The organism is Paraburkholderia sp. LEh10, from assembly GCF_017814945.1.
Taxonomy (GTDB): Bacteria; Pseudomonadota; Gammaproteobacteria; order Burkholderiales; family Burkholderiaceae; genus Paraburkholderia.
The window spans coordinates 202,759-213,797 of the sequence record NZ_JAGIPX010000006.1 but is presented as its reverse complement, the minus strand read 5'-3'; the positions used below and the strand labels follow the sequence as shown (position 1 = coordinate 213,797).

12 protein-coding genes and 1 pseudogene are annotated in these 11,039 nt (G+C 57.8%); 4 read left to right on the top strand and 9 right to left on the bottom strand.

What is annotated here, in order from left to right:
- Nucleotides 1–19: 19 nt before the first annotated feature.
- Both J8I87_RS07565 and J8I87_RS07560 read right to left on the bottom strand, forming a co-directional pair.
- Nucleotides 20–1,147, bottom strand: coding sequence for a branched-chain amino acid ABC transporter substrate-binding protein (locus J8I87_RS07565; protein ID WP_209930813.1), 1,128 nt, complete (start codon nucleotides 1,145–1,147; stop codon nucleotides 20–22).
- 13 nt (nucleotides 1,148–1,160) lie between these two features.
- Nucleotides 1,161–1,862, bottom strand: a complete 702-nt coding sequence (locus tag J8I87_RS07560; RefSeq protein WP_209930812.1) for an HAD family hydrolase — start codon at nucleotides 1,860–1,862, stop codon at nucleotides 1,161–1,163.
- A 391-nt stretch (nucleotides 1,863–2,253) separates the two neighbouring features.
- Here J8I87_RS07560 and J8I87_RS07555 point away from each other — a divergent pair, with 391 nt between their 5' ends.
- Entirely contained in the window at nucleotides 2,254–2,913 is a 660-nt protein-coding gene (locus J8I87_RS07555; RefSeq protein WP_313064154.1) for a TetR/AcrR family transcriptional regulator, read from the top strand.
- Between the two features lie 205 nt (nucleotides 2,914–3,118).
- The gene (locus J8I87_RS44520; protein WP_209930811.1) at nucleotides 3,119–3,295 is read left to right on the top strand and encodes a thioredoxin domain-containing protein; all 177 of its coding nucleotides are present in this window, start codon (nucleotides 3,119–3,121) and stop codon (nucleotides 3,293–3,295) included.
- Nucleotides 3,296–3,316: 21 nt separating this feature from the next.
- Here the strand turns inward: J8I87_RS44520 and J8I87_RS07545 are convergent, their stop codons facing one another.
- From J8I87_RS07545 to J8I87_RS07530, 4 genes and pseudogenes are all read right to left on the bottom strand, one after another.
- Nucleotides 3,317–4,285: a cation diffusion facilitator family transporter gene (locus tag J8I87_RS07545; protein WP_209930810.1), complete on the bottom strand. Its 969-nt coding sequence runs from the start codon at nucleotides 4,283–4,285 to the stop codon at nucleotides 3,317–3,319.
- Nucleotides 4,286–4,448: 163 nt separating this feature from the next.
- Nucleotides 4,449–4,643: pseudogene (locus J8I87_RS07540) on the bottom strand (alpha/beta fold hydrolase); the annotation flags it as partial.
- A gap of 55 nt (nucleotides 4,644–4,698) precedes the next feature.
- On the bottom strand, nucleotides 4,699–5,334 hold the full coding sequence (locus J8I87_RS07535; RefSeq protein ID WP_209930809.1) for an SDR family oxidoreductase: 636 nt from the start codon (nucleotides 5,332–5,334) through the stop codon (nucleotides 4,699–4,701).
- A 91-nt stretch (nucleotides 5,335–5,425) separates the two neighbouring features.
- The gene (locus tag J8I87_RS07530) at nucleotides 5,426–5,842 is read right to left on the bottom strand and encodes a GlcG/HbpS family heme-binding protein (protein ID WP_209930808.1); all 417 of its coding nucleotides are present in this window, start codon (nucleotides 5,840–5,842) and stop codon (nucleotides 5,426–5,428) included.
- 591 nt (nucleotides 5,843–6,433) lie between these two features.
- Between J8I87_RS07530 and J8I87_RS07525 the strand changes: the two genes are divergently transcribed.
- Both J8I87_RS07525 and J8I87_RS07520 read left to right on the top strand, forming a co-directional pair.
- Entirely contained in the window at nucleotides 6,434–7,495 is a 1,062-nt protein-coding gene (locus J8I87_RS07525) for a catalase family peroxidase (protein WP_209930807.1), read from the top strand.
- Nucleotides 7,492–8,097: a cytochrome b gene (locus J8I87_RS07520; RefSeq protein ID WP_209930806.1), complete on the top strand. Its 606-nt coding sequence runs from the start codon at nucleotides 7,492–7,494 to the stop codon at nucleotides 8,095–8,097. The genes J8I87_RS07525 and J8I87_RS07520 overlap by 4 nt, the downstream gene beginning before the upstream one ends.
- 29 nt (nucleotides 8,098–8,126) lie before the next feature.
- On the opposite strand, the gene J8I87_RS07515 is transcribed toward J8I87_RS07520, so the two are convergent.
- The 3 genes from J8I87_RS07515 to J8I87_RS45635 form a co-directional block, all read right to left on the bottom strand.
- Nucleotides 8,127–9,260: a porin gene (locus J8I87_RS07515; protein WP_209930836.1), complete on the bottom strand. Its 1,134-nt coding sequence runs from the start codon at nucleotides 9,258–9,260 to the stop codon at nucleotides 8,127–8,129.
- 74 nt (nucleotides 9,261–9,334) lie between these two features.
- Nucleotides 9,335–10,564: an MFS transporter gene (locus J8I87_RS07510; RefSeq protein WP_209930805.1), complete on the bottom strand. Its 1,230-nt coding sequence runs from the start codon at nucleotides 10,562–10,564 to the stop codon at nucleotides 9,335–9,337.
- Between the two features lie 293 nt (nucleotides 10,565–10,857).
- Nucleotides 10,858–10,986 (bottom strand): hypothetical protein, encoded by a 129-nt coding sequence (locus tag J8I87_RS45635; protein ID WP_280923058.1) that lies wholly within the window; start codon nucleotides 10,984–10,986, stop codon nucleotides 10,858–10,860.
- Between the last annotated feature and the right edge of the window lie 53 nt (nucleotides 10,987–11,039).

Sequence of the window (11,039 nt, the reverse complement as noted above, 5' to 3'; positions counted from 1 at the left end):
TCGTGTTCTGCGAGATCGTTCATTCGACGGGCACGATCGAGCCGCCCGCTGACCAGTACACTGTCATCGGCGCCTTGATCCATTCGCCACGCTGATCGAAGCGCACCTGCCCGAACAAGGTGTTGAAGGTCGTCTGATGGAGCGTCTTGTCGAGCGCCTCCGGAGATAGCGATTGCGCCGCTGCGATCGCCTCGCCCATCATCATCGTGGCGGCATAGAAGGACGGCGCCTTCTGATCTGGATCGACACCATATGCGGCCTTGAAACGAGATTCGAATCGTTTGCCATCAGGTAACGCAGCGAGTGGCACACCACCTTGCGGGCAATACATCTTTTTGTCGAGCGCACCATCGGCAAGCCTCGGAAATTCGCCGACGCAAAGCCCGTCGCCACCCATCAATACCGCGTTGATTCCGAGATCACGCATCTGCCGGGCCAGATAGGCTGCTTGCCCGTAGTAACCGCCGTAGAAGATAGCCTGCGGCTTCTCAAGCTTGACCTTCGACAGCACCGCCTTGAAATCAACCGTGTGATCCGTAGCGTATTCGCGCACAACAATATCGATGCCCAGCTTCTTCGCCGTATTGACAAACACATCCGCTACGCCCGAACCATATGCCGTGCGATCGTCTATCACGGCAACACGCTTTAGATGCAGCGTGTTCGCCGCATAATCAGCCATCTTTGCGCCGAGTACATTGTCGTCAGTGGTCAGACGGAATACGTACGGATAGCCGGGAGCCGTCAATGCGGGATTCGACGCCGCGGGTGTGATCATGATCACCTTCGCGTCGTTGTAGATCTTCGAAGCGGGAATCGTCACGCCGGAGTTCCAGTGCCCGATCACTGCGAGCACGCCGCTATCCACGAGCTTCTGCGCGACGGTCACACCTGTCTTCGGGTCCGATTGATCGTCCACAGAGATCAATTCGAACTTGAGCGGCTGGCCGTTCAACGTCATATGTTTTGCGTTCAGGTCATCGACAGCGAGTCTGGCGCCGCGCTCGTTATCCTTGCCGCTCGCAGCCTGCGAACCCGTCAATGGCCCTGCGACACCAATCTTCACCAGCGTGTCTGCATGAACCATCGCGGATGCGAATGCAACGCTCAAGCCGGCCACAAGCATCTTCATTGCAGGAATACGCATGATCATGCTCCCATCATTCGTTAATGAGATGTTCCAGTAAGCTGCGCACGGGTTCGAGCGTGGCGAACTCGTAATCCGGGCGTGCCTGAAAATCGCCCAGTTTCTCCGCGCCACGATTGATCCACGCCACCTTGATACCGAGCGGCTTTGCACCGTCGATATCAGCCCACGTACCGATCGAGCAATGGAAGATTTCGTCGGCTCGCATGCCAAGCATGGCAAGCCCTGTTTTGAAGATCGTTTCCGATGGCTTGTACGCACGAGCCATTTCCGCCGTCGTCACTTGCGGAAAGTACTCAACCAGACGGCTTCGACGCCACAGATCCGTGTCCATGTTGGTAATGGGCATCAGCACGAACTTGTCGCGTGCCCAGTCGAGAAACGCGACGGCGTCGGCGAAAGGCGGAGAAGATTCAACCAGATGCGTAAGCAGCAGCCCAGTCAATGCGGCCATGTCCTGACCGTCGGTGCTTCCTTCATGTAGCGTCTCCAGACAATCCGTGAGTGCATGCTGTGCGACATCGCGATATCGCTGATACGTGTTGCTTCTATAGCCTTGCACCGCGCGCCTGTCCCAGTCCGCATAGACGTCGGCCGCTGTTTGCGTCGTCGCGAGCGCGAGACGCTGCAATACGGCCTCAATACCGCGAATACCGCCCGTTGTCACATCTACGAGCGTGCCAAAGTAGTCGAACGTTAGTGCTTTGGGTTTCATATACTCCTTCCATCATGTAGTAGTGCTAATTCAACGGGATATTGACCGCCTGCAAGGCAGCCGTTCGAATTCAGCAGTCGTGTCGACGCAAGCGACGCGGGGTCTCGCCCGGTCACGCGCGAACCGTGTCAAAACCGTCGCGGGTCACCCGCGACGCTCTGCAAGTGAATTTAATGTACGCTGTACAATTAAATTGCGCAAGCGAGCAGGTTTGCGGGTTTTCCCGGACATCTCGCACGATCGCACCGTTTGCAGTAGAGTGACGCTCGTTCGAATTCACTGGCGGGAACTCACGTTGAGCAGAAAGGAAGAGTCAGCGGCGGCGACTGCGCCCGAGAAGAAGCGACGTGGCCGAGCCCCAAAAGATCAGGGGCTGTCGAAGGAACGTATCGTGGAAGCGGCCCTCGCATTGATCGATGCCAAAGGCTACGCGTCGTTCAGCCTGCGCGACGTCGCGAGAGAACTGGGTGTCTATCCCACGGCTATCTACTGGTACGTGCCGAGCCGCGACGAGCTACTCGTCGAAGTGATCGCGGTGGCATTGGGTGACCTTGCTCCTCCAACACTGCCAGCCGCGCGCTGGCGCGACTGGCTGAAGGAATTGTTCAATCGCTATCGCGATGCCGTGGCGCGGCATCCGAACATCGCACCGCTACTGGGTTCGCAGATCATTTCGAATGCCAGTATGAATCCCGTGATGGTCGAGGCTGTTCTCCAGACCTTGCTTTCCGCGGGCTTCAAATCCGAAGATCTGATTCACGTGTACAACACGGTGATTACCGCAATGGTCGGCTTCGTGACGCTGGAATTCGCAAGCCACGGTGCTGATGAACGTGACGCATGGGAAGGCAGATTGCGCACGCGGTTCGAAGAACTGGACCGCTCCGCCTTTCCCGTTTTGACGTCGAATATCAAACGACTTTCGAATCAGGCATTCATCGTGCGTTGGAAAGGTGGTACCAATCCGTCGCTGAAACAGAGCCACGAGCGGTACATCGATGTCGTGCTGGATGGACTTCAACGGCAATTGCCAGGTCCTGTTTCCGACTAAAACTTCAACGAGCGCGGCCTGACTACTCGCCCGAACGAGCGTCACATCGTACGCCGGATGGCTGGCATCGCCATAGCAGGCCGTCCTCCGGTGGGCGAGATGACCGGAAGTCCGCTCCACGCGGCAGACATGTGCTACGACCAGATGCTCGAGCGGCTTCGCTAGCTAGTCCGCCGAAAGTTAAATCGATATTCCGCCTCAACGCGTGCGCGCAGCACTCAATGGAGATTACGACGAGCGGATCAAGCGCGACTTCAACAGTGGGCTCCAGAGCGGCGTGCAGGGCACGCCCACGCTCTTCATCAACGGCCGGCGCTATGACGGACAGCACGACGCGGAAAGTCTTTTGGATGCACTGCTCGTTGCTGCCCGGCGCGTATAGATACAAAGACCGCGGCAAGCACTATTTCTCGCGCAATGTTCCCGCGCGGTAGCGCGCAGCCTTCCACTCCTGATACCGGTGTTTCGTCTGCGGTTTGACGAACAGGATCACCACTTCCGGATGCGCCGAACGGATACGCGATTCGAGCTCCACCACACATCGCTCGAGTTGCGGCGTCTGCATTGCGTCATCGAACTCGACACTCAGCGCAACCAGTACCTGGTCCGGTGAAAGATGCACCGTGAAAACTCCGTTTGCGCTCACGACACCCGGTTCGGCAACCGTCAAATCCAATATCGACGTCACCAGGGCCGGCGATGCGCCCTCTCCAATCAACAGGCTTTTGCTCTCGTTCGCAATGATGGCCGCCACTGTAGCAAGCACCAATCCGATCATGATCGATGCAAAGCCATCCATCACGTAGAAGTGGTACGTATGTGAGAGAAAAATTCCTGTGGCAGCCGCGATGATGCTGACCAACGCGGCGCTGTCTTCAAGCAGGACCATGAACGATGGCGGATCTTTGCTCTTGTGAATCGCTTCCCAGTAGCTAAGCTTGCCGCGCGTTTCCCGCAAGCTACGAAAAGCGGTGAACCACGACACACCTTCGAACACGAACGAAAATGCCAGCACAACATAATTGACGAACGCATATTCGATTGGCTTCGGTGACAGGACGTGCTGTGTGCCTTGATAAAGAGAAACACCGGCGCCAAAACCGAACAGCATGAGCGAAACAATAAAACTCCAGAAGTAGAGTTCGCGCCCATAGCCGAGTGGGTGAATCGTGTCAGGGCGCCGTTCCGATTCGCTGTAACCGTAGAGTAGCAGCGCTTCGTTGGCTGAATCGACGATCGAGTGCACCGCCTCGCTCAACATGGCGGCGCTTCCCGTCACGATTGCCGCTGCAATCTTCGTGCAGACGATCAGAATGTCGCCGAACAGCGCAATGTAGACGACTTTCTTGGAATTGCCTCGGGGCGTCGCCATAGGAGTGAATGACCTGAAGTGTCTATTCCGTCAGTAGACTCCATTTCATTGTAAACGGTCTCTCAGGAACGGCGCTTGAAGGGTCCGACTGCGTTCAGGCGGAGCGACGCGCCGACTGAGCACGCCATCGACCACAGGCCGCTCGCGCGCATTGCGATACCGTTCAACTGCGGAGAAACTCCAGCAGATCCGCATTGACCCTATCCGCAGCCGTCGTACACATGCCGTGAGCCGCGCCGGGATACACTTTCAGCGTCGAGTTCTTGATGATTTTTGCCGACATCCTGCCCGAAATGTCGACGGGTACGAGTTGATCGTCATCGCCGTGGAGAATCAGCGTCGGGATGTTGTTCTTCTTTGATGGCCCTTGTACGGATAGGCGCGTTCGACGTTAGACTCTCCTGGCTGACTGCTTAAGCTTGCTTTAGCGCATCGCGTATCGGCACTGTGCCGCCCGCAAATCCGATGACCTTGTTCATCAGCTTCGCGTTGAGGGCCTCGAGCAAGACAATCGCGACATCTTCCCGCGCAACTGGAGCCAGTGCAGATCCAGCATGGGAAACGAGTTCTATCGTTCCAGCCGCAGGTTCCGTTGTCAGGGTGCCCGGGCGCAAGATGAGGTAATCGACGCCACTCGCCATCACGTAATCGTCAGATTCACGTTTCATCTCCGAGTAATGCCGCAGTGCCTGTGGCGATTGCTCCGGGTCATAGGCAAGTAACGCGCTGATAACGACCAGAAGCTTCGCGCCGTGTTGCTTCGCATAGTCTGCCGACTTCATCACCGCGTCGCGATCGATCAGACGTTCCTGCTCCGCACCTTCAGTTTCTGAGGAGCCCGCCGCGTAGATCACCGTATCCGTGCCGCCGAATGCATGCGAAAAGTCGGCTGCGAGGTCTGCAACCACTGTTCGAGCGCCCAGCCGCTCGAACTCCGCGCGCTTCGCTGCGTTGCGGATCATCGCGCAAAAAGGCATTGCCGCACTGTGCAACTTCTCGGCCACCAGTCGGCCGGTACGTCCACTTGCTCCGATCAATAACGTGCTCACGATTTCGCTCCTTGATCAGGCTGCCACGCAGTCATCGTGTTGGACGCGACCGCACACTTGACCAAACCGACGCCCTGTTCATTCGCCGCTGCTACCAGAGCGCGGCGACCGCGGCCTCCGCAACTTCGATGTCCTGTTCGACGGTCCCGGCGCTCGTGCCGACTGCACCCACGATCGTGCCCTCATGGAAAACGGGAATGCCGCCACCGAAGATCACCACGGTCCCGGCATTGCTCTGCTGAATCCCGAAAAGCGGTTTGCCGGATTGGGCGAGCGTCGCCAGTTCGGACGTCGTTTTGTCGAAAATCCTCGCGGTTACGGCCTTGTCGATAGCGAGATCGATACTGCCGATCAACGCGCCATCCTGACGCACAAACGCGATCAGCCGCGCGCCCGAATCGACCACCGCGATGTTGTATGCAATTCCCAGACTGCGCGCCTTTGCTTCCGCCGCCGACAACATTCGTTTTGCATCCTCCAGCGTCAGACTTTCACAGGATCGTGGCATCTCATCCTCTACTTGCGCATGGATCTTCGCCGCCTCCGGAGAAACGGCTATCGTCACGGGTGTGAAAGGCCAGTGAAGAAGCATCGAAGCCCGCTGCGATAAAGCGTTCACGACCGCTCCCCGTTGCACAAAACTAATTCAGTTCCGGAAACCTTGTCGACTCCTCGTGCGTGTAAGCAAGACGTCCGATCCAGCAATCAGTGCGGCAGATTGCCAAAGCAAGCGCTCGACGTCGCTTTTTACGTATCTTCGCACACTGTTTCTTCCATCACCTGCGTATATGTTCACCGCCATGAGGTCGGTTGTCAGCATCGTGTTGTGGTCATGCGTCATCGGATTAGCGTGATGGCGTTTTCGCTCGTCCTCTCCATACAGAGTGGCTATTACGTCGTCCACCATTTCCAGGTCAACACGGATACCGACCGCCTCCACATGGCTCCCATCTGCTGCTTGTTTTCAATTTGCATGTTTGTTGAACACGCATTGCAAACGGCATCTTTCGAGTACTTCAATTAATTTCATCCGAACCGGGTCGCGCGCATGGACCTTCGCGCCGACCTCAAACGTTTCAACCCGTGAGCGGAAACAGCCATGGATGACAAACCGAGTTCCAGTCCCTCCGCCGCCAGGTCGATCATACTGATCGCGGTCGTGGTGGCCGTGGCGGTCGCCGCTTTTATCTACACATCGGGATGGCTCTCGCCCGGGCGGATCAGTCCGGCACAGCTGGTCGACAGTCTCGCGCCGCCCGGCGGCCCTGCCTTAGGGTACCGACGCAATCACGCGAAAGGTATCTGCTTTACGGGCACGTTCGAGTCGAATGGCAATGCGGCGGCACTCTCGAGAGCACCGATGTTTGCCGCCGGCTCCTATCCCGTCACAGGCCGGTTCAACCTGGGCACAGCCGACGCAAAAGCCGCAGACGGCGCCGTGCCCGTACGCGGTATGGGTTTGCGGGTCGTCACGCCGGATGGGAGCGAATGGCGGTCAGCGATGATCGACGCACCCTTTTTCGCCGTCGCCACGCCCGAAGCGTTTTACGCGCTCATGCAGGCACTCGCGAACAAGAACGACCCGGATGCGATCAAGCATTTCATTGCCGCACACCCGGAATTCCCCGCTTTCTACACATGGCTGACGACCACACCCAAGACGGCTTCCTATGCGCAGGAGCGCTACAACAGTCTCGATAGCTTCGTCTTCACGGACGCGGCGGGAAAGGACAGTGTCGTTCGATGGTCTTTCGTGCCCGAAGCAAAACCGCAAACCTTGTCCGCCGATGAATTGAAGCAGCGCGCGCCCGATTTTCTCGACACTGACATAACACAACGGGTCGCCACCACGTCGCAGCGGTGGACGATGGTCGTCACCGTGGCGAATCCCGGCGATCCCACGGCCGATCCTAGCAAAGCGTGGCCGGACGACCGTCGCAAGGTGACGGCCGGCACGCTGATAGTGAGCGCCATCGAGCCAGAAGCCGACGGACCGTGCAGAGATCTCAACTTCGATCCGACGGTTCTTCCGTCCGGTATGCACGTATCTGACGATCCGTTTCCCGCCGCCCGTTCAGCCGCGTACTCCGTCTCGTTCAACCGAAGAACTGCCGAAGACAAGTTCTATCCGCACACCGCCGCGCGAGGATCTGCACAATGAGCCCCTCCGATATCCGCTTCACACCGCTACAACGCGCGCTCCATTGGATCATGGCGATATGCATCCTTGCGATGCTCTTCATCGGCGTCGGCATGGTGTCGACTATTCGCCCGGACTATCTGACGCTGGTATCGGTGCATAAACCGCTCGGGGTCGTGATACTGGTGCTTGCCCTTGTCCGCCTCGCCGTGAGGTGGGTGCGCGGCGCGCCGCCATTGCCGCAATCGATGCCGCAGCCAATGAAACTCGCCGCGCATCTATCGCATCTGGCCTTTTACGTGCTGATGATTGCGCTTCCGATTATCGGCTGGGGCATGTTGTCCGCGGCGGATTATCCCGTCGTCGTAGCCGGCCTGCGGTTGCCGCCGATTGCGCCACATAGAAACGACCTGCATACGCTCCTATGGAACGCGCACAGGTTTCTTGCGCTGTGCTTTTTCGCGCTCGTTGTGGTTCATGCCGCTGCAGCTCTCTTTCACGCTCTGATCAGGCGCGACGGCGTTTTTCAATCGATGGCGCCGTGGAACGTCGAGCAGCCTCCGCTTCCCGTCGGCAATCGGGTTGCCGCTGTATCGCAGGAACGTGGCATCAGGCAAGAGTAGATTGGGTTGTGCACGACCGATAACACGCTTTAGAACTTATGCAGCAATCCGATGCGCAGCACGAGCTGGGCATTGGCGCCAATGCCGGAGTTTCCGATGAACGCGGAGCTTGCGCCTATTTCAGCCTGAACAGGCACGTCCTGTCCGTCGATCACATTGCTGCCTGACGCCTTCTGATAGACCGCGAGCGCATAGATCTCCGTCGTCTTGCTGAACTTGTAGTCGATAAAACTATTGATCTGATGCCACCTCCCGCCCCAGCGGCCCGACAACGCCGACAAGGTGTATCCCAATCCGCTCGCAACGGCGGGCGTGAACGCGTACTCGCCGCCAATTTCATAGTTATTCAGCGTCGAGCTTTCCCCAACCAGCGCAACGAGTTGCGTATGCGTCCAGTTCCCCCACACTCCGCCCATGTCGGTAACGTAGCGGATACCTATTCCAAGCGTCTTGATGTTGCGAAGCGGACCCGTATCGACATTCGCAATCGTCGCGGTAAAAGGAGGTGTCGCGCTGGCCGGGAAGCGGATATTCGTATAGGCAATGCCGAACCCGAACGACTCGTTGTCCAAATTGACGCCAATGCTATAGGTTCTGGACGAGCCCTCGCCGTTCGCAGTACCGGCTGTGCTCGAAGGCGAACCGGCGAACTCGCCGGCCTGATTCGAAAAGCCATACATCACGCCAAACCGGAAACCCGAAACGTTCGCGCTCGTGAACTTCACCGCGTTATTGATTCGGCTAGTCACCAGTTGGTCCAGGTCATTGATGTGATACGCGTAGTTTCCTGCTGGACTCTCGTGAGCGATCGTGTAGTTGCGGATGAAGTCTCGCGAGAGCGTGTATTGCCGGCCCAATGTCAACGATCCTATGGGCGTCGCTTCGAGGCCGAGCCACGCCTGCCGTCCGAATAGCGCGCCGCCCTGCAAGATAATTCCGTTGCCTACTGAAAAGCCACTTTCAATCGTGAAGATTGCACGCAACCCTTGTCCCAGATCCTCGACGCCCCGGATACCCCAGCGGTTCCCCTGCGCGACACCCTCTGCGAACCGCATCAGCGAATCGTGACCCGTCAATGTCGCTGCATGATTGGCGTACGTCACGCCCACGTCGATCAGACCGTAGAGCGTCAAGCTGCTTTGTGCCTGAGCCACCGTGCACATCTGGCACAGCGAAACGATCCCCAGGCTCCATCTCGTCGGGTCAACTGGCATAGTCGGGCCAGTCGGTCGCTGCATCATGCGGCGACTGATTGCTGCGCTCCCTGCGACGTAACGATGAAAATGACGAGGCCGGCAAGCGTAAGTGCGAAGCCCGCCCACACTGCCGACAACAGCCCCCAGCCTGCGGCGACAGCGACGCCGCCCGCCGCTGCGCCAATTGCATTTCCGACATTCAATGATGCGAGGTTCATCGCACCCATCAAGGTCGGCGCTTCTGGTGCATACCTCGTGAGACGTACCTGAATTGTAGGGATCGCCGCCATCATCGTTGCCCCTACGCCAAATAGCGTCAGCATGAGCACCGACTCGTGCGCTCCGAAAATCGCGAGCACAGCTAGCACGACAAGCGCACAACCAAATCCAAGCATCAATCCGAGCGCATCGTGCACGTCCGCGAGGCGCCCCCCGATAAGATTGCCGACGGTCATGCCGACGCCAAACAGCGCGAGCGCTAGCGGGATCGTCGATGGCTTGAGCCTCGCAACATCCGTGACGAAGGGGCCAATGAATGTATAGACCGAAAAGATGCTGGCGACGCCGATGGCGGCAACAATCATCGTCGCCCATACACGTGGCTTTCTTAGCGCGCCCAACTCTTGCGCCAGTGGTCCACCATTGAGTGCCTCACTGCGAGGCAGCCATGCCCAAAGCGCACCGAACGCAAGCGCTGCCAGAACTGCGACGATCACGTATGTTTCGCGCCAGCCTAGCTGCTGTCCCAGAAACGTCGCGAGCGGCGACCCGACGATGGTCGCGATCGTCAGTCCCAGCATCACCATGGCAAATGCCTTGCCGGAACTGCCTTCTCCGACGACATACGATGCCACGACGGCTCCCGCTCCAAAGTAAGCGCCCTGCGGCATGCCACTGATGAAGCGGGCTACGGCGAACATGCCCAGATTGAACGCCGCCGCCGACAGCAGATTTCCAACGATGAAAAGGCCCATCAGACACAGCAGCAAGGTGCGCCGGTTAAGGCGGCTTGCCATCAAGGTGACGAGTGGCGCGCCAATCACGACACCAAACGCATACGCCGTGATCGCATTAGTGGCTTCGGAAATGCTGAGATCGAGACTCGCGGCGAAAAGCTGAATGATGCCCATGCTCGCGAACTCCGAGGTCCCGATACAGAAGCTTCCAAGCGCTAGTGCGAACAGCGTCAGGCCACGCCTTCTCGACTCCGACTCTCGAGTGCAGTGAACCTTTACCGCGTTACATTGCGCTTCATAGGCTTTCTCGTGCACGATAGTCTTCCGCTTCTCGTTGACGATGTCCAAATGTAGCGGACTATGTTCAATGCAGCCGCGTTGCAGAGCAAACTCAACAAAACCGGTCGATCAAAACAAAGTTCTTTGGCGTGGCGCACAGGCGCGCTACTGCGCGAACCATCCATCCACTTTGTTCTGGTTCTTGCGCATCCCCTCTCGCGCAACGAAAACGCACGCAGCAAGCAGTTTTCTAAAAGGACGCAGTTTCATTGGTTGAATGGTCCGGCAGCTTCGCCCGCCGCTGCGTCCTGACATAGCTTCGAAACGCGCTAGAGAAGGCAGATATCGTGATAGTCGACCGTACGCCTGTAGACGTTTTTATCAAGCCACGACACGTACGTGTATTCGACATATGCATTGCTGCAGATAATGATCCAGTTGTGAAGCGTATGTGGCATGACGGTGCTCCCAGGACAAACCGGCGTACGGGTAAGGACCATGAAACATCAGG

Excerpts from the sequence above, each read along its gene's own strand:
- J8I87_RS07565 (WP_209930813.1), bottom strand. The coding sequence starts at position 1,147 with ATGCGTATTCCTGCAATGAAGATGCTTGTGGCCGGCTTGAGCGTTGCA.
- J8I87_RS07560 (WP_209930812.1), bottom strand. The coding sequence starts at position 1,862 with ATGAAACCCAAAGCACTAACGTTCGACTACTTTGGCACGCTCGTAGAT.
- J8I87_RS07545 (WP_209930810.1), bottom strand. The coding sequence starts at position 4,285 with ATGGCGACGCCCCGAGGCAATTCCAAGAAAGTCGTCTACATTGCGCTG.
- J8I87_RS07530 (WP_209930808.1), bottom strand. The coding sequence starts at position 5,842 with ATGCCACGATCCTGTGAAAGTCTGACGCTGGAGGATGCAAAACGAATG.
- J8I87_RS07525 (WP_209930807.1), top strand. The coding sequence starts at position 6,434 with ATGGATGACAAACCGAGTTCCAGTCCCTCCGCCGCCAGGTCGATCATA.
- J8I87_RS07520 (WP_209930806.1), top strand. The coding sequence starts at position 7,492 with ATGAGCCCCTCCGATATCCGCTTCACACCGCTACAACGCGCGCTCCAT.
- J8I87_RS07515 (WP_209930836.1), bottom strand. The coding sequence starts at position 9,260 with ATGTGCACGGTGGCTCAGGCACAAAGCAGCTTGACGCTCTACGGTCTG.
- J8I87_RS45635 (WP_280923058.1), bottom strand. The coding sequence starts at position 10,986 with ATGCCACATACGCTTCACAACTGGATCATTATCTGCAGCAATGCATAT.